This is a genomic window from Nocardioides sp. zg-1228 (assembly GCF_017086465.1).
Taxonomy (GTDB): Bacteria; Actinomycetota; Actinomycetes; order Propionibacteriales; family Nocardioidaceae; genus Nocardioides.
The window spans coordinates 1,845,481-1,868,232 of the sequence record NZ_CP070961.1 but is presented as its reverse complement, the minus strand read 5'-3'; the positions used below and the strand labels follow the sequence as shown (position 1 = coordinate 1,868,232).

The following is a 22,752-nucleotide window of genomic DNA, read 5'->3' as shown; positions in this document are numbered from 1 at the left end:
GATTCCCCGGACATGGCTGAACTGCACTTCTTCACGGGCACGATGGACTCCGGCAAGTCGACGCTGGCGCTCCAGACCAACCACAACCACGCCGCCCGCGGACGCGTCGGCCGGATCTTCACGACCCACGACCGGTCCGGGCAGGCGGTGGTCTCCAGCCGGCTCGGGCTCACCCACGACGCGCTCGAGGTCGACGCCGGCTTCGACTTCTGGGCCTACGTCGTCGACACCCTGACCCGCGGGGGGCGCATCGACTACCTCGTGTGCGACGAGGCGCAGTTCTACTCCGCCGCGCAGATCGACCAGCTCGCGAAGGTCGTCGACGAGCTGCAGATCGACGTGTTCGCCTTCGGGATCCTCACCGACTTCCGCTCCCAGCTCTTCCCGGGCAGCGCGCGCCTGGTCGAGCTCGCCGACCGGATGAACGTCCTCCAGGTCGAGGCGCTGTGCTGGTGCGGCAAGCGCGCCACCCACAACGCCCGCACCGAGAACGGCGCGATGGTCGTCGAGGGCGACGTCGTCGTCGTCGGCGACGTGGACAGCGTCGACGAGCCGCCCGCCGACGTGGCCTACGAGGTGCTGTGCCGCCAGCACCACCGCCGACGGCTCACGGCGGCGCGCGCCAAGGCGGTCTCGCTGGCGCCGGAGCCGCTGCCGTTCGGCTGACCCGCGCCGCGGACCGGTCCTACCGGCGTCAGTCGACGAGGATCGGGATCAGCATCTCGGCCGAGGTGAGCGACCCGTGCAACCCGACCAGGGTGTCCTCGTAGGCGAAGTCGCGCGACGACATCACCGCGGCGTCGCCGTGGCAGGCGACCATCACGTCGCCCAGCCGTGGCAGCACGCCCGGGGCGACCGGGCCGAACCACCCCAGTCCGACGGCCTCGTCGCGGGTCACGACGCTCGCCCGCTCCCCCAGCACCTCGCGCCAGGTCGCGACCACGTCGGGGACGGCGCCGGCCGCGCAGTAGAGGTGGCGGAACCTGGCCTCGCCGCCGAGCAGCGCCACCCCGTCGCGCATGCCGGCGACCTCGTCGACGTCGACCCGCGCGTCGCGCGGGCTGTCGACCATGCCGTGGTCGGCGACCACCACGAGCCGGGTCGCGGGCGGCAGCGCCTCGCGCAGCTGCTCGGCCTCGGCGTCGACCATCGCGAGCTGCTGCAGCCACTGGGTCGAGGCGACGCCGAACTTGTGGCCCGTCCAGTCGAGGTCGGAGTCGTAGACGTAGGTCAGCGACGGCTGGTCGGCGGAGGCGGCCACGGCCGCGGCGATCCGCTCGCCGACGCGGTCTGCCCCGACGTACGCCGTCCCTCGCTGCGAGGCCACGGTGAGGCCGGAGCCCTCGAAGTCGCGCTTGTTGACCGAGGTGACGCTCACTCCGGCGTGCGCGAGGCGGCCGAGCGCGGTGGGGTGCGGCTGCCACTCGACCGGGTCGACGCCCTTGTCCCACCACAGGTGGTTGAGCAGCCGGTCGGTGCCCGGGATGCGCGCGGTGAACCCGACCAGCCCGTGCGCGCCCGGCACCAGCCCGGTGCCCAGCGAGGTGAGGGACGTCGCGGTGGTCGAGGGCACGCCGGCCGTGCCGGTGGCCGCACCGTCGAGGAGCGACGACAGGTAGGGGGCTGAGTGGGCGTAGCGGGCGAGCAGCTCGGCGCCCATCCCGTCGACGAGGAAGACGACGTAGGACGGTGCCGGCGGGAGCTCGAACCCGACGGGGTGACCGTCGAGCTCGACCCCGAGGGCGCGGGCCACCGAGGGCACCACGTCGGCGAGCGAGCGGTCACCGTAGGCCGGCGCGGTGAATCCGGCCGGCGCCTGGTCGGCCGTCACCGGTGGGTGCTCATCCGCGGGTGCGGGACGACAGCGCCTCGGCGAACGCCAGCAGGCCGGCCACGGCGTCGGCGCCCTCGGCGGCCGCCGACACCCGCAGGGTGTAGTCGTCGCCGGCGAGCGTGCCGGTGTAGCCGTGGTCGGCGTCGCAGCTCGGGTCGGAGCAGGCGGCCGGCTCGAGGTCGAGGCGACCCACACCGCCCCAGCCGATGGTCAGCACGGCCTCGGCGGGCGGTGCGACGCCCTTGGTCGGGTTGGCCACCATCCGCGTCACGACGACGGTGCGGATCGAGGTGAGGGTGACCGCCTCGGTGGTCGTCGACGTGTAGGGCTCGGGCAGCAGGTCGTCGCCCGGGTGCTCGTCGGTGTGCGCGATCACCAGGCGGGTGGGCGTGAGCAGGAGCGCCGTCAGGTGGCGACGCACCTCCTCGTGGTCGAACGTCGTCTCGTGGTGGACGAAGTAGGAAAGGACCTCCTCGCCGCCGGCCGCGGAGAAGACGCCGTCGGCGACGACCTCGGGGTAGTAGCCGGTGCGGTGGATCGCCTTGCGGAGGTCGTGGGAGACGTCCGCGTCACGGGTCGAGCGGGGCATGGTGGCAGTCTGTCACGCCTGGCTCAGTCGGTCAGGGTGTCCCCAGCCATCGTGCTCAGCCGTCGGACGAACCAGTCGGAGCGCGGGTCCTTGACCGGCTCGACCCGGACCGTGGCGCCGAGCACGGTCGCGCCCTTGGCGCCTGCCAGCACGAGGGGCAGCTGCAGCGCCCGGACCTGCGGCAGGTCGTGCTGGAGCTGGGCCACCTGCCGCACCAGGCGCTCGATCTCGGCCACGTCGACGCTCTCGCCGCCGCGGTAGCCGAAGAGGAGCGGGGAGGCCTTGATGTCGCGCACCATGTCCTGGGCGTCGTGGTCGGCGAGCGGCGGGATCCGGTAGGCCCGATCCCCCAGCAGCTCCGTGAGCGCGCCGCCGATGCCGAAGGACAGCACCGGGCCGAAGAGCGGGTCCTCCATCGTCGCGATGGTGACCGGCACTCCGGGCGGGGCGTTGCGCTGCACCACGAAGCCGGCCCGGTCGGGGTCGGTGATGACGTGGCTCAGCGAGCGCCACGCCTGCGCCATCTCCGCGGGCGTGTCGATGTTGCGCCACACGTGTGCCAGGTCGGGCCGGTCGCGCAGGTGGTCGGCGGTCGCCTTCAGCACCACGTCCCACCCCAGCGCCTCCCCCGCCGTGGTCGCCTCGTCGAGCGACGCGACGGCATAGGTGTCCCAGAGGTCGATGCCGTAGGCGGCCAGGAGCCGCTTCTGCTCCTGGTAGTCGAGGTCGCGGCCCTCGGGGTGGCGCATCAGGACCTCGTTGACGAGGTGGCGGGCCGCGTCCGCGTCGTGGGCGACCGGCGCGAGGGCCGGCGCCTGCGGCACCCGCAGCCACACGGCGTACTCGACGACGTGCGCGAGCGCGCGCACGGCGGCCTCGACCGCGGGGTACGACGGCACCGACCCGCGACCCGCGCTGGAGCCGGCCACGTCGGGCACCCGCAGCAGCTCCGGGACGCCCTCGGTGCCGAGGAAGGTCGACACGATCGGCTTGTCGGACTGCTCGCCGACGGCGGCGAGCACGTTGGCGACGTCCTCGCGGGCGCCCGCGACGTTGAGCGGCGGGATGAAGATCGCGACGACGGCGTCGACGTCGGGGTCGTCGATGGCGGCGTCGAGGGCGTCCTCGAAGTCCTCGGCGGTCGCGTCGGCACCGAGCGCCTCCTGGCGGTTGACGACCAGCCCGACGGAGTTGGCGGCGTCGGCGGCGAGCAGGCCGAGCGCGTCGGAGTTGCCCACGACGGCGACCCGGCGACCGCGCGGCAGGGGCTGGTGGGCGAGCAGCTGGGCGACGTCGAACATCTCCTCGAGCGACTCGACCTGGATGATCCCGGCCTGGCGGAACATCGCGTCGACCGCCTGGCCCGGGGCGCCGATCCGGCGCACGGCGTGGCCCATGGGCACGCCCTGGGAGCTGCGCCCCGAGCGGACCGCGACGATCGGCTTGCGGCGACTCACCCGCCGGGCGATGCGGGAGAACTTGCGCGGGTTGCCGATCGACTCGAGGTAGAGCAGCACCACCTCGGTGGCGTCGTCCTCCTCCCAGTACTGCAGGAGGTCGTTGCCCGACACGTCGGCGCGGTTGCCGGCGCTGACGAAGGTGGTGAGTCCCAGACCACGGTTCTGCACCTTCTCCAGGATCGCGGTGCCGAGCGCGCCCGACTGGCAGAAGAACCCGGCACGGCCGCGGGGCGGCATCACCGACGACAGCGAGGCGTTGAGCTGGACGTCGGGGTGGGTGTTGATGATGCCGAGGGCGTTGGGCCCGATCAGGCGCAGGCCGTAGGAGCGGGACAGCCCGACCAGGCGGCGCTGCCGCATGCGGCCCTCCTCGCCGGTCTCGGCGAAGCCCGAGGAGATGACCACCAGCCCGTGGACGCCCTTGGCGGCGCAGTCGAGCACGACGTCCTGGACCGCCTCGGCGGGCACCGCGACGATCGCCACGTCGACGTCGCCGGGGATGTCGCCCACCGACTTCCACGCCGGCATCCCCGACACCGAGTCGGCGCTGGGGTTGACCACGTGGATCCGGCCGGTGAAGTTGCCGAGCACGAGGTGGCGCACCAGGGCACGGCCGATGGTGTCTTGGCGTCGGCTGGCGCCGATGATGGCGACCGACCGCGGCGAGAAGAAGCGCTCGATCGAGGCGTACTCGGCCCGGTGCTCGCGCTGCTCCATCACGCCGAGCGCGGTGTCGGTCGGGTCGATCCGGAACACCATCTCCATCACGCCCTCCTCGAAGGCGCTCTTCACCTGGTAGCCGGCGTCGCGGAACGTGTGGATCATCGCCTGGTTGTCGGGCAGGACCTCGGCGACGAACTCCTCGACGCCGCGCTCGCGGCCGGCCTGGGCGAGGTGCTCGAGGAGGAGCTGGCCGATGCCGCGACCCTGGTGGGCGTCCTCGACGAGGAAGGCCACCTCGGCGTAGCCGGGGCGGATCGTGTCGTAGCGGCCGACCGCGATCATCTGGCCGGCCACGAGCAGGATCAGCGCGACCCGGTCGCGGTGGTCGACGCGGGTGAACCGGTCGAGGTCGCGCTCGGACAGCTCGGGCATCGGCGAGAAGAAGCGGTAGTACTTCGACTGGTCCGAGACCCGGCTGTAGAACTCGACGAGCAGCTCGCGGTCCTCGGGCTGGATCGGCCGGATGTGGGCCGTGCGCCCGTCGCGGAGCAGGACGTCGGCCTCCCAGTGCCGGGGCGCGGGCGTCGTACGCGGCTCGGGTGCTGCGGCGTCCGTGTCGGTCACGGTGGCAATCTATCGGGACTCCGCCCCCGCCCCACGGCGAGTGGGCGCGTCCTGGCCGCAATTTCCCGTCGAGGCGGCGCATTCTGACCGCGAAGCACCGCCGAGTCGGCGCATCCTGACCCCAAACCACCGCCGAGTCGGCGCATCCTGACCGGCGGTCGGCGAGGACGCGCCGACTCGACCCCGTATGCGCGCGAGGACACGCCGACTCGACCCCGAATGCGCGCCAGGACGCGCCGACTCGACCCCGTGCGTGAACCGGCGCGCCGCCGTCGGCGTGCCCCCGGTCGTCGGCGGCAGGGCAGCGGGGACAATGACCGCCATGGCACGACGCACGAAGCAGCAGCCCCTGCCGGACGACTTCGAGGAGCACATCCTCGACACCGACATCCGCGACGAGATGCAGACGTCGTTCCTGGAGTACGCCTACTCGGTCATCTACTCCCGGGCGCTGCCCGACGCGCGCGACGGCCTCAAGCCGGTGCAGCGGCGCATCCTCTACACGATGGACGAGATGTCGTTGCGCCCCGACCGCGGGCACGTCAAGAGCGCCCGCGTCGTCGGCGAGGTCATGGGCCGTCTCCACCCCCACGGCGACGGGGCGATCTACGACGCGCTGGTGCGGATGGCGCAGCCCTGGTCGATGCGCCTGCGCACCGTCGACGGCCACGGCAACTTCGGCTCCCCCGACGACTCCCCCGCCGCGATGCGCTACACCGAGTGCCGGATGGCGCCGGCCGCGGTGGCGATGACGGCCTCGATCGACGAGGACACGGTCGACTTCAAGCCCAACTACGACTCACGCGAGATGGAGCCGGTCGTGCTGCCGGCGGCCATCCCCCACCTGCTGGTCAACGGCTCGGCCGGCATCGCGGTCGGCATGGCCACCAACATCGCCCCGCACAACCTGGTCGAGGTGGTGCAGGCGCTCAAGCACCTCGTCACCCACCCGAAGGCCCCCCTCGACGACCTCATGCGGTTCATCCCCGGTCCCGACCTGCCGACCGGCGGCAAGATCGTCGGCCTCGACGGCATCCGCGACGCGTACGAGTCGGGCCGCGGCACCTTCAAGATGCGGGCCACCGCGCGCATCGAGTCGGTGACGCCGCGTCGCAAGGGCATCGTCGTCACCGAGCTCCCCTACGGCGTGGGCACCGAGCGCGTGATGGAGCAGATCAAGAAGCTCGTGATGGCCAAGAAGCTGCAGGGCATCGCCGACATCAAGGACCTCAGCGACCGCGAGCACGGCCTGCGGCTGGTGATCGAGATCAAGAACGGCTTCGTGCCCGAGGCGATCCTCGAGCAGCTCTACCGACAGACCGCGCTGGAGGACTCCTTCGGCATCAACGCGGTGGCGCTCGTCGACGGCCAGCCCCGCACCCTCGGGCTCAAGGAGATGCTCGACGTCTTCCTCGGCCACCGCTTCGACGTCGTCCGCCGCCGCTCGACCTTCCGCCGCGCCAAGGCCGCCGACCGGCTCCACCTCGTCGACGGCCTCCTCATCGCGATCCTCGACATCGACGAGGTCATCCAGGTGATCCGCGGCTCCGACAACGCGGCCGCCGCCAAGGAGCGGCTCATCGAGATCTTCGAGCTCTCCGAGGTCCAGGCCGACTACATCCTCGACATGCCGCTGCGCCGCCTGACCAGGTTCAGCAGGCTGGAGCTGGAGAAGGAGAAGAGCGAGCTCGAGCGCACGATCGAGTACCTCGACGCGATCCTGGCCGACGAGAAGCTGCTGCGGAAGGTGGTCTCCGACGAGCTCACCGAGGTGGCCAAGGAGCACGGCACCCCCCGGCGTACGGTGCTGCTCGGCGCGGCCCCCGCCGTCACGGCGGCCACCGACGTCGAGGTCAGCGACGACCCGTGCTTCGTGCTGCTCTCCTCCACCGGCCTGCTGGCGCGCACCAAGGACGCCGCCCTGCCGGGGCGCGGCGGTGGCCGCACCAACCACGACGTCACCGTCTCGGCGGTGCGCACCACCAAGCGCGGCGAGGTGGGGGTGCTCACCAACAACGGCCGCCTGGTCCGGCTCTCGGTGCTCGACCTGGGCAACGCCGAGCTCCCGTCGACCGCCAACGACCCCAACCTCCAGGGCACCCTGTCGCTGAGCGAGCTCGTGGCCCTCGAGCCCGGCGAGCGGCCGCTGGCCCTCACCTCGCTCGCCACCGACGGCCCGGGCCTGGCGCTCGGCACCCGCGACGGCGTGGTCAAGCGGGTCAACCCCGAGGTCCTCAACCGCGACGAGTGGGAGGTCATCGGGCTCAAGGACGGCGACGAGGTGGTCGGCGCGGTCGAGCTCACCACCGGCGAGGAGGAGCTCTGCTTCATCTCCACCGACGCCCAGCTGCTCCACTTCCCGGCGTCCGTGGTCCGGCCCCAGGGCCGGTCCGGCGGCGGCATGGCAGGCATCAAGCTGGGCGCCGGCCAGCACGTCGCGTTCTTTGGCGCCTTCGACTCCGCCGACGCGGTCGTCGTGACCGCGTCCGGGTCGTCCACGGCCCTGCCCGGCACCGAGGCGGGCTCGGTGAAGGTCACGCCGTTCACCGAGTATCCCGGCAAGGGGCGCGCCACCGGCGGCGTGCGCAGCCACCGCTTCCTCAAGGGCGAGGACACGCTGGTCACGGCGTGGGCCGGCCCCGGCCCGGCCCGTGCGGCGGCGTCGAGCGGCGCGCCGGTCGAGCTGCCCGACGCCGACGGCCGGCGCGACGGCTCGGGCGTTCCCGCGTCCCAGCCGATCGCCGCGGTGGCCTCCCCCGTGGCCGCCCAGGTGGCGTCTCGCGCCTCGGCGCACCCAGCGGCAGACGCGGACGCCGGTGACGCGCCCGCCCCTGTGGAAGGCTGAGCCGCATGTCCGCCCGTGCCCGCACCTCAGGACGACTCGTCACGACGGTCGCCGCCCTCGTCCTCGCCCTCCCCGCCCTGGCCGCCTGCTCCGGCGACGACGGAGGCGGCGGCGGTGCCGACGACGGTCCCACCCCCGAGGAGGCCCTCGCCGTGGCCGCGACCACCCTCGCCGAGACCAGCGGTGTCGACCTGACCCTGTCGACGCCGACCCTGCCCGACGGCGTCTCGGGCATCACCCGCGCGGTCGGCACCATCACCGACGCGCCCGCCTTCGACGGCTCGATCACCGTCGTGTTCGCCGGCCAGACCGTCGACGTTCCGGTCATCGCGGTCGGCAAGACCGTCCACGCCCAGCTGCCGTTCACCCCGGGCTGGAACGTGGTCAACCCCAAGGAGTACGGCGCGCCCAACCCGGCCAACCTGATCGGCGAGAAGGGCTTCGCCGGGCTGCTCGGGCTCACCGAGTCGCTCGAGGCCGGAGACAGCGTGCGCGGCGGCGCCGACAACTCCGAGATCCTCACCACCTACACCGGCACCGTGCCCGGCACGGCGATGAAGGCGATCATCCCGTCCTCCTCCGGCGACACCTTCGACGTCGAGTGGCAGGTCACCGACGAGGGCGAGCTGCGCAAGGCCACCCTCACCGGTGTCTTCTACCCGCGCGCCGAGCCGATGACCTACACCGTCGACTTCGCCGACTACGGGATCGACAAGGACATCACCGCCCCGTGAGCCGGACCGCGGGCGCGGCCGGACGGCAGCCCGGCGACGGGGCCCCGCGCGGCTCCCGGCTGCTGCTCGCCCTGGCGGCCGTCGCCGTGGCGTTCGCCGCCGCCGACACCTACGTCGTCGTCCTCGCGCTGCCCGACATGATGACCGGCGTCGGCGTGCCGATCGACCAGCTCCAGCGCGCCGCACCGATCGTCAGCGGGTTCCTCCTGGGCTACGTCGCGATGCTCCCGCTGATCGGCCGCATCGCCGACCTGCGCGGACGCGTACCTGTGCTGGTGATGGCCCTCGTGCTCTTCGCGCTCGGGTCGCTCATCACCACGGCGGCCTACGACATGCCCAGCATCGTGGCCGGCCGGTTCCTGCAGGGCGTCGGCGGCGGCGGGCTCGTGCCGGCGACGCTTGCCCTGGTCGCCGACCTCTACCCCGTCGAGCGCCGCGGCGTCCCCCTCGGCGTGGTCTCGGCCGTGCAGGAGATCGGCTCGGTCCTCGGCCCGCTCTTCGGCGCCGCGGTGCTCGCGTTCGCCGACTGGCGCGCGATCTTCGCGATCAACCTCGCCGTCGGCCTGGTGCTCGCCGTCGCGATCCGCTCGCTGGCGCCGCGTGCGACCACCACGGGCGGCACCGGCGACACGGACGGCATGGCCGGTACGACCGGTACGCCCGGCCGGCGCCGGCTGCCGGACCTCGTCGGTCTGCTGCTCGTGGCGGCCGCCCTCGCCGGCGCCGCCGTGGTGTTCGTGCGGCCCGCGTCGTTGATGCGCGACCTCACCTGGGGCCGGCTCTTCGTGCCGTTCGCCGGTGACGGCCGGTGGCTCACCCCGATCGGCGCCGTCACCGTCGTCGCGCTCGTGCTGCTGGTGGCGTGGTGCTGGCTCGCGCGCCGACCGCTGCTCGACCTGCGCGGCTGGGTCCGGGTGCTGGTGGACGCCGACCTCGTCGGCGCCCTGCTGCTCGCGGGGGCGCTGGGCGGCGTCATCCTCGCCTTCGCCACCGCCGACCCCAAGGTCGAGGTGTTCTCGCCGCAGGGGCGCTGGTACCTCCTCGGCGCCGCCCTGGCCGCCGTCGCCCTCGCGTGGCACCTGCGCCGCGCCGCGCAGCCGCTCGTGCCCCGCGGCGCGCTGCGGCGTACGCCGGCGTGGGGGGCGCTGCTGGTCAGCTTCTTCGTCGGCGCCGCGCTGATCGCCGCCCTCATCGACATCCCGCTCTTCGCGCGCACCACCGTCTACCCCGACGACCAGCTGCCGGCCGCGCTGGTGCTGGTGCGCTTCTTGCTGGCGCTCCCCGTCGGGGCGGTCGTCGGCGGCTACCTGATCCGCGTCGTCGCACCCGGCCCCGTCACGGCCGTCGGGATGCTGCTCGCCGCCGCCGGCTTCGTGCTGATGACCCGCTGGGGCCTCACCACGATCGAGGAGCCGATCGCCAACCTGGCCCTGGTGACGGGCGGGCTCGGCTTCGGCCTGGCGCTCGCCCCGATCAACGCCGCGCTGCTCGCGTCGACCGACGACGACGCCCACGGCGTCGCCAGCGCCTTCGTGGTGGTCGCCCGGATGGTGGGGATGCTCGTGGGCATCTCCGCGCTGACCACCATCGGACTGCGCCGCTACTACTCCGAGCAGCTCGCCGTGCCCCCGGTGCAGGAGGTCTGCGCCGGCAAGAGCCGGTGCTCCGAGTTCTCCGACCTGCTCCGCGTGGCCGGCATCGCCCAAGAGCACGCGGTCTTCTGGGGAGCGGCCGGCTGCGCGGTCGTCGCCGCCGTCCTCGCGCTGGTGCTGTTCCGCGAGGTGCGCCCCACCCGGCTCGCGGCGCGGGACGTCTTCCCGGCCGGCAGCTGAGGCGCGCTAGCCTGCCGGGCGTGAGCGACTTCGACGACCTCCTGCAGGCCAACCGCGAGTTCGCGGGCTCCTTCGACCTCGGCGGCTTCGACGGCAAGGCCCATGCCGGCATCGCGCTGGTGACGTGCATGGACTCGCGCATCGACCCGCTGGGCATGCTCGGGCTCCGGCACGGCGACGCCAAGATCTTCCGCAACCCGGGCGCCCGGGTGACCCCCCAGGCCCTCGAGGCGCTCGTCCTCGGCGTGCACCTGCTCAACGTGCAGCGGATCCTCGTCGTCCCGCACACCCGCTGCGCCATGGCGTCGGCCACCGAGCAGGAGCTGCGCGCCACGATCGGCGAGTCCGCCGGCGTCGACGCCAGCTGGGCGTCGTTCGACGTCGTCACCGACCAGCTCGACCAGCTGCGCCAGGACGTCGCCAAGGTGCGTACGCACCCGCTGATCGGCGAGCGCGCCAAGGTCGGCGGCTTCCTCTACGACGTCGACACCGGCCTGCTGGACGAGCAGGTCTGAGCGCCCGGCCCTCCGGGACGCCGGTTCGTACGCGGTCCGCTCAGTCTCCCGCGGACGACGGCCGGCCCGGCCGGAGGTCGGCCTGCATCGCCGCGATGCGCTGGTCCGTGCGGTCGATGCGGTAGGCGTCGAGTGTGCCGTGCCGCACCCCGAGCCGGATGATCCAGTAGAGCACCGCGGCCGGGAACGTCCACAGGATCACCAGGACGATCACTTCGGAGATGCTCGCGTCAGGCACGCGCGCAGCCTAGTCCCATCCGGCGTGCTGCGTGTCGGACAGGACAAACCCGCGCCCCGGTGGTCGGGCCAGCCGCGCACGCGGCCGCCGGCCGCACGTCGTCCTGTCCGACACGCCGGGGTACGCCCCGGGGGGCCGGCAGGGCGTGGGCGGGCGCGGGGCGGGCCGTCAGGCGTCCAGGGACTCCATGTCGACCTCGTAGGCGCCCTGCACGATGAACTCCTTGCGCGGGGCGACGTCGGAGCCCATGAGCAGGTCGAAGACCTTGCTGGCCTCGTCGACGTCGTCGATGGTCAGCTTGCGCAGCGTGCGGTGGCGGGGGTCCATGGTGGTCTCGGCCAGCTGGTCGGCGTCCATCTCGCCGAGGCCCTTGTAGCGCTGGATGGGGTCCTTCCAGCGCACGTTCTTCTTCTTCAGCTCCGCGAGCCTGCGCTGGAGCTCGTCGTCGGAGTAGGTGTAGATGTACTTCTCCATCCCCTTCTTGGGGTTGGACAGCTCGATGCGGTGCAGCGGTGGCACGGCCGAGAACAGCCGCCCGTCGCGCACCAGGTCGGGCATGTACTTGAAGAACAGCGTCGCGAGCAGGCAGCGGATGTGGGCGCCGTCGGAGTCGGCGTCGGCCATCAGGATGATCCGGCCGTAGCGCGCCGCCTCGAGGTCGAACGTACGGCCCGAGCCGGCGCCGACGACCTGGATGATCGAGGCGCACTCGGCGTTCTTGAGCATGTCGCCGACGCTGGCCTTCTGCACGTTGAGGATCTTGCCGCGGATCGGCAGCAGCGCCTGGAACTCGCTGCTCCGCGCGGCCTTGGCCGTGCCCATCGCCGAGTCGCCCTCGACGATGAAGAGCTCGGTGCGCTCGGTGTCGGAGCTGCGGCAGTCGAAGAGCTTGGCAGGGAGCGCCGAGGACTCCAGGGCGTTCTTGCGGCGCTGGTTCTCCTTGTGCTGCCGCGCGGCCAGGCGGGTCTTCGAGGCGCCGGCGACCTTCTCCATCAGGAGCTTGGCCTGGGCCCTCTCGGCCCGCTTGGTGGAGGTCAGGAACGCCTTGAGCTCGCCGGCCACCACCTTGCGGACGACGCCGCGAGCCGCCGGGGTGCCGAGGATCTCCTTGGTCTGGCCCTCGAACTGCGGCTCGGCGAGGCGCACGGTGACGACGGCCGTCAGCCCTTCGAGGACGTCGTCCTTGATCACGTCCGCGTCCGCGGCCTTGAGGACCTTCGCGGCGCGCATCGAGTCGTTGAACGTCTTGGTCAGCGCCGACTCGAAGCCGCTGACGTGGGTGCCGCCCTTGGGCGTGGCGATGACGTTGACGAAGGAGCGGACCTCGGTGTCGTAGGCGGTGTCCCAGCGCACCGCGACGTCGACGAACAGCTCGCGCTCGATCTCCTGGGGCGTCATGTGCCCCTTGTCGTCGAGCAGCGGCACCGTCTCGGTGAAGGTGTCCGTGCCCTGCAGGCGCAGGATGTCGGTGACCGGCTCGCCGTGGGAGAGGAAGTCCACGAACTCGGCGATGCCGCCGTCGTGGCGGAACTTCTCCTCGACCATCTCCGAGGAGCGCTGGTCGCGGATGACGAGCTCGAGGCCCGGCACGATGTACGACGTCTGGCGCGCGCGGCCGACCAGGCCCTCCATCTCGAAGCGGGCGTCCTTGGTGAAGATCTGCCGGTCGGGCCAGAAGCGGATGCGGGTGCCGGTGCGGCCCTTGGCGACCCGCTTGCCCTTGCGGGTCAGCCCGGACTGCGGGGTGAACGGCGCGTCGGGGCCCTCGCCGTCGAAGACGCCCGGCACACCGCGCTGGAACGACAGTCCCCGCTGGGAGGGCGAGCGGTCGACGTCGATGTCCATCCGCGAGGACAGCGCGTTGACCACCGACAGCCCGACGCCGTGCAGGCCGCCGGTCGCGACGTAGGACCCGCCGCCGAACTTGCCGCCGGCGTGCAGCTTGGTCGCCACGACCTCGACGCCCGACAGGCCCGTCTTGGGCTCCTTGTCGGTCGGGATGCCGCGCCCGTCGTCGTAGACCTCGACCGACCCGTCGTCGTGCAGGGTCACCTCGACGTGGTGGGCGACGCCGGCCAGCGCCTCGTCCACGCCGTTGTCGATGATCTCCCAGAGGCAGTGCATCAGCCCGCGCGTGTCGGTCGAGCCGATGTACATGCCCGGTCGCTTGCGGACCGCGTCGAGTCCCTCGAGGACGAGGAGGTGCGCGGCGTTGTAGGTGTTGTCTGCCGGTGCTGCCACAAGGGAAGAACCTACCCGCGACACGCCGGACGCCGACGGAGGCACGCCTGCCCCGCCACGCGCATGCTCGGGTCTAGCGTGGGGCACCTCACAGGCGTCGCCTCGGCGACGAACGGTCCACTGTCGGGGACATCACCACCGGGAAGGGGCACGGCGTGGTTGACTTGAAGCGTCCAGGGTCCGGGGGCCGGCGGGGAATCTTTGCCCCACTGGTTACGTTGGGCCTGACACCGATGAACAGAAACGAGGCTGACGTGACCACTGCCACCGCACCCACCCAAGCCGTCCTCACGGCCGGTGACCGCTGCGACCGCTGCGGTGCCCAGGCCTACCTCCGTGTGGAGCTCCAGACCGGCGGCGAGCTGCTCTTCTGCGCCCACCACGCGCGCGAGCACGGCGAGAAGCTCCGCGAGATCGCGGCCAACGTGCACGACGAGACGCACAGGCTCGACTCCCCCGCCGCGGGCAGCGAGGCCTGAGCTCGACCCACCCCCGACCACCGACTCCCAGCACGGCCCCGGACACGCTCTCCGGGGCCGTTCTGCGTGTCGGGACGGTTCCGCCCACCAGGGCGGGCGGGTGTCTGGGAGTCTGTGCCGCGTGAGCTCCACCGAGATCCTCGTCGCCCTCGTGATCGCCGTCGGCATCGCCGGCATCATCGTGCCCGTCCTGCCCGGGTCGATCCTCGTGCTGGGCGCCGTCCTCGTCTGGACGCTCGACATCGGTACGACGACGGCGTGGGCCGTCTTCGCCGTGTGCGCGGTGGTCCTGGCCGTCGGGGCGGTGGTGAAGTACCTCGTGCCGGGTCGCAGCCTCAAGGCCTCGGGTGTGCCCAACCGCACGCTCCTGGTCGGCGCCCTGCTCGCCTTCATCGGGTTCTTCGTCGTCCCCGTGGTCGGCGTCTTCCTCGGCTTCGTCCTGGGCATCTACGTCGCCGAGCGCGCCCGCGTCGGGGCCGCCGCGGCCGGGCCGTCGACCCGGTCGGCGCTCCGCGCCGTCGGCGTCTCGATCCTCATCGAGCTCGCGGCGGCAGCCGTCGCGGCGCTCGCATGGGTCGTCGGCGTCGCGGTCACCTGAGCGGCGGGGACCGGCCTCAGGCCGCCAGGCCCGGCGCGAGCGGCAGGCTCCAGCGACGCTGTCTGGGCGCCCAGTCGCGCACGGGGCGCGCCCCGGCCTGGTCGATCATCTTGACCGAGACCCGCACCGACGGCGACCGGTCGAGGCAGTCGCGGCTCACGACCGCGCGGAACACGTCCTGGCCCCACTTGGGACGCGCTCGGTAGTCGCACCGGACCTGGCCGTCGCTGCCTCGCCAGCCCTCGGCCGCGGTGAGGATGTAGTCGGTGCCGTCGCCCAGTCCGCTGCTGAGGACGTACTCGGGCCCCTTGCGGTCCCGGTCGGTGTCGAAGTAGACCGAGACCCCGGCCATGCTCGAGCGCATCAGCTCGGCGAACCGCACCTTGACGACCACGGCCTTGTCCCCGTGGCGGGCCTCGAGCCCGTAGATGTCGGTGAGTGAGCCCTTGGCGTCCGCAGGGTCGTCGACGGCGTAGAACTCCGCGTGCGCGGGCGCGGCGACGAGGACGGTCAGCGCCAGGACGTGGACGGCCAGGAGAGCGATCCGAGTTCTCATGCGTCGAGTGTGACACCGCGCACCCGTGCCGCGTCGACCGACTTCCGAGGGCTGGACTCCCCCGCGGTGGCACGATGGCCGCATGACCGGAGCGGGCGGCGCCGACACACGTCGTGGCGCCACGGTCCGCGCGCTCGTCGTCTGGCTCCTGGTCGGCCCGGCCCTCGCGGCGTGCGCCGCGGGCGCCCCGCCCGCGGACCCGAGCGAGCGGCCCGCGGGGACGTCGGCGGCGACGCCCGCCGCCCCGGAGCCGGACCGCACCGACGACGGGGCAGAGGAGGGGGGAGAGGAGGGGGCCGGACGCGGGCGCCCCGCCCCCGTGCGGATCGCCGTGGCGGGCGACATCCACTTCGAGGGCGCCCTCGCCGAGCGCCTGCGCCGCCCGGCGGACGCCCTGGCGCCGGCCGCCCGCGTCCTGGCCGAGGCCGACGTCGCCATCGTCAACCTGGAGACGTCCGTGGGTGACGGCGGCAGGCCTGAGCCCGGCAAGCGGTTCACCTTCTCCGCCGGCCCGCGTGCCCTCGCCGCGTTGGGGGCCGCCGGGATCGACGTCGCCAGCATGGCCAACAACCACGCGCTGGACTTCGGGCGGGACCGGCTCCCCTCGACGCTGCGCGCGGCCCGACGCGCGGCAGCCGCCGACCCGCCGCTCCGGGTGGTCGGCATCGGGGCCGACGCCGACGAGGCGCACCGCGCCGCTCGCACCGTGGTGGGCGGCACGGTGGTCGCCACCCTCGCGGCGTCCGCCGCCGACCAGGACCCGACCGCCGACCCCACCGGCCACTGGGCCGCCCGCCCGGGCCGCTCCGGCGTCGCCGACGCCACGGACCCTCGGCGACTGCTGCGCGAGGTCCGGCGCGCCGACAGCGAAGCCGACGTGGTCGTGGCCTACCTCCACTGGGGCGTGCAGGGCGAGCGTTGCCCGTCCCCCGACCAGCGGCGCCTGGCCCGCGCCCTGGTCGCGGCGGGCGCGGACGTGGTGGTCGGCAGCCACGCCCACGAGGTGCAGGGCGACGGCCGCCTCGGGGCGGGCTACGTCGCCTACGGGCTCGGCAACTTCGCGTGGTACTCCCCCGGCCCGACGGGCGTCCTCACCCTCACCGTCCGCCCCCCGCGCGAGCGGACCGGCCGGGCCCGGGTCACGGCGTCACGGTGGTGGCCCGCGACGATCGGTCCTGACGGGCTGGCCGCAGCCGACGCCGGCCCCGCGGCGGCCGCGTCACACGCCAGACGCGCGGCGCTGCGTTCATGCGCCGGCCTGGCACCGCCCCGGGCCCGCTAGCGCGGCGCCAGCCACGCGAGCACCACCCGACCGACCCGCTCGAGCTGCGCGGGCGACACGACGCCGGGCACGTCGCCGGCGGAGTGGTAGCCGGCGTAGGGGGTCGATCCCAGCCGGGCGGCCGGGAGCCCGTCGCGCACGAACGACCAGTGGTCGCTGCTGCGCTGCTCGGCGTCGGCGAGCGTCGGCACGCCGGCGCGCCGGGCCGCGGCCAGCAGCGACCGCTGCACCGGGTCCGTGGCGCCGGCCGACCCGATCGGCACCCGGTCGCCCACGCCGACCCGGTCCAGCGAGACCATCGCCCGCAGTGCGCGCCGCTCGGCGGGCGTCATCGCGGCCACGTAGCGTCGTGACCCGTAGTGGTGGTCGTCGTCGGAGGGGCCGCGGGGCTCCTCGGCACCGAACGCGACCAGCACCACCGGCAGCCGCGTACGCCGGCCCGCCACGGCCTCCGCCACCGCCAGCAGGACACCCACGCCGGAGGCGTTGTCCTCGGCGCCGGGCGCCTGCGGCACCGTGTCGAGGTGGGCGCCCACCACGAGGTGCGGCGCGGCGGGGTCCATCCCCGGGGGCCGGGCGACGACGTTGACGGAGGAGCCGCCCGCCACCGGGACGCCCCACGAGACGCCGGCCGGCACCTCGACGCGCTGGCGGGTGACGTCGTAGCCCAGCCGGCGCATCTCGCCGCCCACCCAGCGGGCGGCACGGGCGTACGACGCCCCGGTCGCCTCCCGCGGTCCGATCCGTCCGGCCAGCCGACGCACCGCACCGACGGCCGTCGCCCGGTCGAGGTCGTCCGGGGAGACGGCGACGGGCTCGGGTCGGGCGTCGGTCGGGGTCCCAGCGGATGCCGGCGGGTCGACGGGCCGGTCGGTGGCGGCCGCCCCGCTGCCCTCGCCGGGGCCGGGCTCCGGGGAGCCGACCTCGTCGCCGGCCGAGCAGCCCGCGGCCAGCACGAGGGCCGCGAGGACGGCGGCCAGCGCCCCTCGCCCACGACCCGTGCCCGGCTCCATGGGTCCACCCTGCCAGCACCCGCCCACCCCGGCCTGCCGTGCGCTCAACGCAGGCGGGCCGCGAGGTAGGCCGCGATCATCAGCTGGAGCTCGGCGAGGAGCGGGTCGCGGGCCGGGTCGCCGGCGGGGTGGCGGGCGAGGGCGTGCCGCACGGTCTCGATGCAGAGCCCCAGCACCTCGCGCAGCTCCGGGTCGGGCGTGGTGACCCCTGCACCGCGGAGGGCGCGGGCGAACTCGTCGACCAGCTGCTCGCGCACGACGTGGGCGGGCGAGTCGACGCGCTCGGGACTGACCTCCTCGGTGAGGCGGTAGTAGCCGGGATGCTTCAGCTGGAGGGCGGCCGCGCGTCGGAGCAGCTCGCCGAGCACGGGTCCGAGGTCGTCGAGGGACGCCATCTGGGCCACCGCGTCGGCGTACGCCCGGGTGGCCGCCTCGAGGTAGCGCGCGGCGAGGGCGCCCACGATCGCGTCGAGGTCGGGGAAGAACCGGTAGAGCGCGCCCACCGACAGGCCGGCGCGCGCCGCGATCCGGGTGGTGCTGGACAGGGCCACCCCGCGCTCGCCGACCTCCTCGTCGGCCGCCCGCAGGATGCGGTCGACGGTCTCCCGGGAGCGGTGCTGCTGGGGGTCGCGCCGGGCGCGGGTCACTGCGTGGTGATGACGCCCGACGAGGCGCGCGTGCAGGTCACCGACGCGCGGGCGGCCAACCACGCCCCGCGCAGGCACTGGCCGAGCGCGCGGTGCCCGGCCGCGTTGGGGTGCCACGACTCCTGGCAGGTCTGGTAGTAGTCGGAGCAGGTGTCGGTGACCCGCTTGATGTCGAGCTTGTCGTAGGGCCCGAAGCTCTGCACGTGGACACCGCTCGGGCCGTCCATCACCCGCAGGGGCGTCGCGAGGGAGTTGCCGGGGCTGCCCGGTGCCTCGCACAGCCGCGCCCCGTCGAAGGCGCGCTGCACGTTGAGGTAGGTGATCTTCGCGGCGGGTCGCTCGGCCCGCAACGTGGCGGCGACGCCGCCGACGAGGCTGCCGAGGTTCTGGCTGAACCGGTGGGCGGGAGCCAGCGAGTCGATGTCCGCGGGACATCCCGCGGCGTAGCGCTCGTCCACCAGGGCGCGGTACTTGTCGCGGGTGTCGCTGCGCCCGTCCTCGGTGCGGTACTGCTCGGCGTACGCCGGCGGGAGCGGGTTGGTGTAGTCCTGCAGCACGACCCGGTGGTCGCCGTCGGCGTCCACCTCGTCGAGCACGTCGAGCACCTGGCGCACGGCCGCGGTGGTCTCGGCGCGCGCCGCGGCGAGCTGGGCCGCGGTCGCGAAGTCGGCGTCGCTGCACGCGCGCTCGTTGAGCTCCTCCCCGGTCACCCAGTTGATGAAGTGGATCCACACCTCCCACCAGCCGGTGTAGCCGTCGGCGACGAAGCGGCCCGCGCACTCCGCGGCGACGCCGCCGAAGGTGAACTGGCTGTTGTTGGACCCCAGTCCCAGGAGCACGAGGTCGATGTCGCCGGTCTGCGCGACCGTCCGCAGCTGCGCGATCTGGGCGGCGACCGTACGTCCCGCTGGGCGCGCGCTCGACGCCGCGGCCATGTCGGCGGGCTGCGCCCCCGAGCACGCGAGGTTGACCCGGCGCGAGATGCCCGGCAGGTCGGCGACCTGGATGGACGCGTTGGCCGAGCGGTGGCAGAAGTAGGGGTTGCTGTTCGGCGACGCCCACCCGGGGAAGCCCTGCGCCACGCCGTTCTGGTCGGTCACCGCGACGTAGCCGCCCGCCCCCTCACCGCTGATGAAGCTGTCGCCCATCGCCACCGCGGTCGGCGGCAGCGGGTCGGCCGAGGCCGACGGCGCGAGCGCCAGCGTGCCGGCGGCGGTCGCCGCGGCCACGAGCAGCGCCCCGGCGAGCGAGGTCAGCGTACGAGCACCACGTCCGAGCATGGGGGCCTCCCGAGAGGAACGCGAAAGAGGATTCGCGTTCTCGATCGTGCGCCCGTCCACGGCTCCCGTCAAGGGTGGCCGTGGGTGGGCCTCAGCCGATGCCGAGGACGTTGGCCATCGTGGTGACGCCGGCGACGATGATCACGATGCCGATGATGTCGAAGACGATGCCCGAGCGCACCATCCGGGTGATCGGGACCAGCCCGGTGCCGTAGACGATCGCGTTGGGCGGCGTCGACACGGGCAGCATGAACCCGTAGGACGCGCCGAAGACCGCGGCGAGCGCCGGGATCGACGGGTTGACGTCGGCGGCGAGCGCGAGCTGGATCGCGATCGGCGCCACCACGCCCACGCTGGCGGTGTTGCTCGTCGTCTCGCTGATGACGACCGCGATGACGGTCGACAGGAGCGTGATCGACAGCAACGAGCTGACCCCGAGCAGGTCGCTCAGCCCGGTGCCCATCGACTCCGCCAGGCCCGTCGATCCCAGCAGGCCGCCGAGTGCGATGCCGGAGCCGAAGAGCACGATGGTGCCCCAGTCGATGCGCGACGCGTCGTTCCAGGTGATGGTGAACTGCCGCCGCGGCCAGTCGACGGGCAGCAGGAAGAGCAGGCTGGCGCCGAGGATGGCGACCGCCCCCTCCTGCAGGTGCGCCGACACGGACTCGTAGAACGAGCCCTCGCCGCCGGTCAGGAGCGCCACGAAGCCGGGCAGGATCCAGAGCGTCACCGTGACCGCGAACGCGATGAGCGTGTTGCGCCCGCCCCGGCCCATGGGGCCGAGGTTGGCGCGCTGCTCGCGAATGAACTGCTCGGCACCCTCGATCCGCTTGGTCTCGGGCTTGTTGAGCCGCAGCAGCACGATGCAGAGCGCGACGAACATCAGCGCCACGATGGGGAAGGCGAGCAGCATCCAGGTGAAGAACGGGATCTCCTCGCCGGTCTCCTGGGTGATCAGCTCGCGACCGATGAGGTTGGGCGGGCTGCCGACCGGCGTCAGCAGGCCGCCGACGCTGGCGCCGTAGGCCACCATCAGCAGCAGCGCGGTCGAGAACCGAAGCCGGCGTACGTCGTCGGGGTCGGCGTCCTCGTCGGACTGCGCCGACACGCGCCCGGCCAGGAAGCCGATGATCCCCATCGCGATCGGCATCAGCATCGCGGCGCTGGCGGTGTTGGACACGAACGCGCTCAGGCCCGCGCTGATCAGGCCGAAGGCGACCACGACCCGCACCGTGGAGGATGCGACACCGGGGATGCTCAGCACCCCGTAGGCGAACCGCTGGTCCAGGCCGTGCTTGCGCATCGCCTCGGCCAGCACGAAGCCACCGATGAAGACGAAGATCGTGGAGTTGCCGAAGAGGGCGAAGACATCCTCGGCCGGGGCGACGCCCAGCAGGACGCACGCCGCCATCGCGAGCATCGCGGTGACCGGGATCGGGATCGCCTCGGTCATCCACCACACGATCACCAGGCTGAGGATCCCGGCGAGCTTCTGGGCCGGCTCGTCGAGGCCGGAGCAGATCAGGTAGACCACGACGGCGACGACCGGGCCGATGGCCAGGCCCGACGTGCGCCGCAGCCGCTCGAAGCGCTGCTCGGCCGGGCTGAGCGTCTCCTCGACCTCGTCGAGGGTGCGGTACGTCGCGGGGCGGGCGTGGTCGGACACGGCGGGCTCCTCGGGTCGGAAGGCCCAGACGCTAGCCATCGCCGACGGGCCCGTCCACACCCCAACCGGTCGCCCCCGCGGACGCGACGACGGCCCGGATCCGCGGGGATCCGGGCCGTCGTCGTCAGGTCGTCCAGACGACCGGTGGTCGATCAGTCCAGGTAGTCGCGCAGCACCTGCGAGCGGCTGGGGTGACGCAGCTTCGACATCGTCTTCGACTCGATCTGGCGGATCCGCTCGCGGGTCACGCCGTAGACCTTGCCGATCTCGTCGAGCGTCTTGGGCTGGCCGTCGGTGAGGCCGAACCGCATCGACACGACACCCGCCTCGCGCTCGGAGAGCGTGTCGAGGACGGCGTGCAGCTGCTCCTGCAGGAGCGTGAACGACACCGCGTCGGCCGGGACGATCGCCTCGGAGTCCTCGATCAGGTCACCGAACTCCGAGTCGCCGTCCTCGCCGAGCGGCGTGTGCAGCGAGATCGGCTCGCGGCCGTACTTCTGGACCTCGATGACCTTCTCGGGGGTCATGTCGAGCTCCTTGGCCAGCTCCTCCGGAGTGGGCTCGCGGCCCAGGTCCTGGAGCATCTGGCGCTGGACGCGGGCGAGCTTGTTGATGACCTCGACCATGTGCACCGGGATGCGGATGGTGCGGGCCTGGTCGGCCATCGCGCGGGTGATCGCCTGGCGGATCCACCACGTCGCGTAGGTCGAGAACTTGTAGCCCTTGGTGTAGTCGAACTTCTCGACCGCACGGATCAGGCCGAGGTTGCCCTCCTGGATGAGGTCGAGGAAGAGCATGCCGCGCCCGGTGTAGCGCTTGGCGAGCGAGACGACCAGACGGAGGTTGGCCTCGAGCAGGTGGTTCTTCGCCCGGCGACCGTCCTCGGCGATCCACTCGTACTCCTCGAGCATCTTCGGGCTGATCCGGCCGCCCTTGGCGAGCTTCTCCTCCGAGAACAGCCCGGCCTCGATGCGCTTGGCGAGCTCGACCTCCATCTCGGCGTTGAGCAGCGGGACCTTGCCGATCTGCTTGAGGTAGTCCTTGACCGGGTCGGCGGTGGCGCCGGCCACCATGACCTGCTGCTCCGGCTCGTCGGTCTCGTCCGCCGCGGAGACCGTGAAGGCCTGCTTCTCGTCCTCCTTGATGGTCGGGTCGGCGACGACGTCCTTCTCGAACTGGTCGTCGGGGATGTCCGGGAGCACCTTCTTGCCGTCCGGTCCGACCACGACGGGCTCGACGGCACCGAGGTCGACGACCTCGTCGGCCGGGGCCGCGGCGGCCTTCTTGGCCGCACCCTTCTTGGCCGGGGCGGCGCTCTTGGCGGCGCTCTTCGGCGCGGCCTTCTTCGCCGCCGCGCTCTTGGCGGGCGCCTTCTTGGCCGCCGACGAGGTGGCGGCACGCTTGCTGGTCGCGGCGACCGCGCGAGTGCCCTCCGCGTCGATCTGGACCGAGATCCCGAGACCGCTGAGATGCACCAGCAGCGCCTTCAGGTGCCGAGGCTCGACCCCGGCCTCCTCACTGGCTCGCCGGACGTCCTCGGGGGACACGGTGCCCGCTGGGGTGGCACCGGCCAGGAGTGCGGCGATGGAGGGGTGCGTGAGCACCTCGGCGGGGAGCAACTTGCGTGCGTGTGAGGACACGAACACCTCTCGTCAA

Annotated in this window: 19 protein-coding genes; 8 read left to right on the top strand and 11 right to left on the bottom strand. The window is 73.1% G+C overall.

Annotated features, from left to right (window positions below; all coding sequences use genetic code 11):
- Nucleotides 1-12: 12 nt before the first annotated feature.
- Complete coding sequence (locus JX575_RS08875) at nucleotides 13-666, top strand: thymidine kinase (RefSeq protein WP_186342065.1); 654 nt, start codon at nucleotides 13-15, stop codon at nucleotides 664-666.
- A 28-nt stretch (nucleotides 667-694) separates the two neighbouring features.
- On the opposite strand, the gene JX575_RS08870 is transcribed toward JX575_RS08875, so the two are convergent.
- Genes JX575_RS08870 through JX575_RS08860 form a run of 3 tightly spaced genes read right to left on the bottom strand, consistent with a single transcriptional unit; the run spans nucleotide 695 to nucleotide 5,170 of the window.
- The gene (locus JX575_RS08870; RefSeq protein ID WP_186342064.1) at nucleotides 695-1,831 is read right to left on the bottom strand and encodes a nucleotide pyrophosphatase/phosphodiesterase family protein; all 1,137 of its coding nucleotides are present in this window, start codon (nucleotides 1,829-1,831) and stop codon (nucleotides 695-697) included.
- Nucleotides 1,832-1,841: 10 nt separating this feature from the next.
- Nucleotides 1,842-2,423, bottom strand: coding sequence for a DUF5998 family protein (locus JX575_RS08865; RefSeq protein WP_186342063.1), 582 nt, complete (start codon nucleotides 2,421-2,423; stop codon nucleotides 1,842-1,844).
- A gap of 23 nt (nucleotides 2,424-2,446) precedes the next feature.
- The gene (locus JX575_RS08860; RefSeq protein WP_186342062.1) at nucleotides 2,447-5,170 is read right to left on the bottom strand and encodes a bifunctional GNAT family N-acetyltransferase/acetate--CoA ligase family protein; all 2,724 of its coding nucleotides are present in this window, start codon (nucleotides 5,168-5,170) and stop codon (nucleotides 2,447-2,449) included.
- Nucleotides 5,171-5,492: 322 nt separating this feature from the next.
- On the opposite strand from JX575_RS08860, the gene JX575_RS08855 reads away from it, so the two are divergent.
- The 4 genes from JX575_RS08855 to JX575_RS08840 are packed head-to-tail and all read left to right on the top strand — an operon-like array spanning nucleotide 5,493 to nucleotide 11,096.
- Complete coding sequence (locus JX575_RS08855) at nucleotides 5,493-8,015, top strand: DNA topoisomerase (ATP-hydrolyzing) (RefSeq protein ID WP_186342061.1); 2,523 nt, start codon at nucleotides 5,493-5,495, stop codon at nucleotides 8,013-8,015.
- 5 nt (nucleotides 8,016-8,020) lie between these two features.
- Nucleotides 8,021-8,749, top strand: coding sequence for an LppX_LprAFG lipoprotein (locus tag JX575_RS08850; RefSeq protein ID WP_186342060.1), 729 nt, complete (start codon nucleotides 8,021-8,023; stop codon nucleotides 8,747-8,749).
- On the top strand, nucleotides 8,746-10,581 hold the full coding sequence (locus tag JX575_RS08845; RefSeq protein WP_186342059.1) for an MFS transporter: 1,836 nt from the start codon (nucleotides 8,746-8,748) through the stop codon (nucleotides 10,579-10,581). Before JX575_RS08850 ends, JX575_RS08845 begins: the two co-directional genes overlap by 4 nt.
- A 20-nt stretch (nucleotides 10,582-10,601) precedes the next feature.
- Complete coding sequence (locus tag JX575_RS08840) at nucleotides 10,602-11,096, top strand: carbonic anhydrase (RefSeq protein ID WP_206054569.1); 495 nt, start codon at nucleotides 10,602-10,604, stop codon at nucleotides 11,094-11,096.
- Between the two features lie 40 nt (nucleotides 11,097-11,136).
- Here the strand turns inward: JX575_RS08840 and JX575_RS08835 are convergent, their stop codons facing one another.
- On the bottom strand, nucleotides 11,137-11,334 hold the full coding sequence (locus JX575_RS08835; RefSeq protein WP_186342058.1) for a hypothetical protein: 198 nt from the start codon (nucleotides 11,332-11,334) through the stop codon (nucleotides 11,137-11,139).
- A 168-nt stretch (nucleotides 11,335-11,502) separates the two neighbouring features.
- Nucleotides 11,503-13,575 carry a DNA topoisomerase IV subunit B gene (locus JX575_RS08830; protein WP_241005398.1) on the bottom strand — a complete coding sequence of 691 codons (2,073 nt, stop codon included), beginning with the start codon at nucleotides 13,573-13,575 and terminating at the stop codon, nucleotides 11,503-11,505.
- A 233-nt stretch (nucleotides 13,576-13,808) separates the two neighbouring features.
- Here JX575_RS08830 and JX575_RS08825 point away from each other — a divergent pair, with 233 nt between their 5' ends.
- Together JX575_RS08825 and JX575_RS08820 are read left to right on the top strand one after the other, a co-directional pair.
- Nucleotides 13,809-14,054, top strand: coding sequence for a hypothetical protein (locus JX575_RS08825; RefSeq protein WP_186342056.1), 246 nt, complete (start codon nucleotides 13,809-13,811; stop codon nucleotides 14,052-14,054).
- 121 nt (nucleotides 14,055-14,175) lie between these two features.
- Nucleotides 14,176-14,652 (top strand): DUF456 family protein, encoded by a 477-nt coding sequence (locus tag JX575_RS08820; protein ID WP_186342055.1) that lies wholly within the window; start codon nucleotides 14,176-14,178, stop codon nucleotides 14,650-14,652.
- Nucleotides 14,653-14,668: 16 nt separating this feature from the next.
- On the opposite strand, the gene JX575_RS08815 is transcribed toward JX575_RS08820, so the two are convergent.
- Entirely contained in the window at nucleotides 14,669-15,208 is a 540-nt protein-coding gene (locus JX575_RS08815; protein WP_186342054.1) for a hypothetical protein, read from the bottom strand.
- A gap of 82 nt (nucleotides 15,209-15,290) precedes the next feature.
- On the opposite strand from JX575_RS08815, the gene JX575_RS08810 reads away from it, so the two are divergent.
- On the top strand, nucleotides 15,291-16,490 hold the full coding sequence (locus tag JX575_RS08810) for a CapA family protein (protein ID WP_186342053.1): 1,200 nt from the start codon (nucleotides 15,291-15,293) through the stop codon (nucleotides 16,488-16,490).
- Here JX575_RS08810 and JX575_RS08805 read toward each other — a convergent pair.
- The 5 genes from JX575_RS08805 to JX575_RS08785 all read right to left on the bottom strand — a co-directional run bounded on the left by JX575_RS08805 (nucleotide 16,487) and on the right by JX575_RS08785 (nucleotide 22,742).
- Entirely contained in the window at nucleotides 16,487-17,503 is a 1,017-nt protein-coding gene (locus JX575_RS08805) for a M28 family metallopeptidase (RefSeq protein ID WP_186342052.1), read from the bottom strand. The genes JX575_RS08810 and JX575_RS08805 overlap by 4 nt on opposite strands.
- A 44-nt stretch (nucleotides 17,504-17,547) precedes the next feature.
- Complete coding sequence (locus JX575_RS08800; protein WP_186342051.1) at nucleotides 17,548-18,150, bottom strand: TetR/AcrR family transcriptional regulator; 603 nt, start codon at nucleotides 18,148-18,150, stop codon at nucleotides 17,548-17,550.
- Nucleotides 18,147-19,430: a hypothetical protein gene (locus JX575_RS08795; RefSeq protein ID WP_186342050.1), complete on the bottom strand. Its 1,284-nt coding sequence runs from the start codon at nucleotides 19,428-19,430 to the stop codon at nucleotides 18,147-18,149. Before JX575_RS08795 ends, JX575_RS08800 begins: the two co-directional genes overlap by 4 nt.
- 91 nt (nucleotides 19,431-19,521) lie before the next feature.
- On the bottom strand, nucleotides 19,522-21,096 hold the full coding sequence (locus JX575_RS08790) for a DASS family sodium-coupled anion symporter (RefSeq protein ID WP_206054568.1): 1,575 nt from the start codon (nucleotides 21,094-21,096) through the stop codon (nucleotides 19,522-19,524).
- Between the two features lie 152 nt (nucleotides 21,097-21,248).
- Entirely contained in the window at nucleotides 21,249-22,742 is a 1,494-nt protein-coding gene (locus JX575_RS08785) for an RNA polymerase sigma factor (protein ID WP_206054567.1), read from the bottom strand.
- Nucleotides 22,743-22,752: the final 10 nt, after the last annotated feature.

Coding starts and splice junctions, on each gene's coding strand:
- JX575_RS08855 (WP_186342061.1), top strand. CDS start 5,493: ATGGCACGACGCACGAAGCAGCAGCCCCTGCCGGACGACTTCGAGGAG.
- JX575_RS08810 (WP_186342053.1), top strand. CDS start 15,291: ATGACCGGAGCGGGCGGCGCCGACACACGTCGTGGCGCCACGGTCCGC.
- JX575_RS08805 (WP_186342052.1), bottom strand. CDS start 17,503: ATGGAGCCGGGCACGGGTCGTGGGCGAGGGGCGCTGGCCGCCGTCCTC.
- JX575_RS08850 (WP_186342060.1), top strand. CDS start 8,021: ATGTCCGCCCGTGCCCGCACCTCAGGACGACTCGTCACGACGGTCGCC.
- JX575_RS08875 (WP_186342065.1), top strand. CDS start 13: ATGGCTGAACTGCACTTCTTCACGGGCACGATGGACTCCGGCAAGTCG.
- JX575_RS08795 (WP_186342050.1), bottom strand. CDS start 19,430: ATGCTCGGACGTGGTGCTCGTACGCTGACCTCGCTCGCCGGGGCGCTG.
- JX575_RS08815 (WP_186342054.1), bottom strand. CDS start 15,208: ATGAGAACTCGGATCGCTCTCCTGGCCGTCCACGTCCTGGCGCTGACC.
- JX575_RS08825 (WP_186342056.1), top strand. CDS start 13,809: ATGAACAGAAACGAGGCTGACGTGACCACTGCCACCGCACCCACCCAA.
- JX575_RS08865 (WP_186342063.1), bottom strand. CDS start 2,423: ATGCCCCGCTCGACCCGTGACGCGGACGTCTCCCACGACCTCCGCAAG.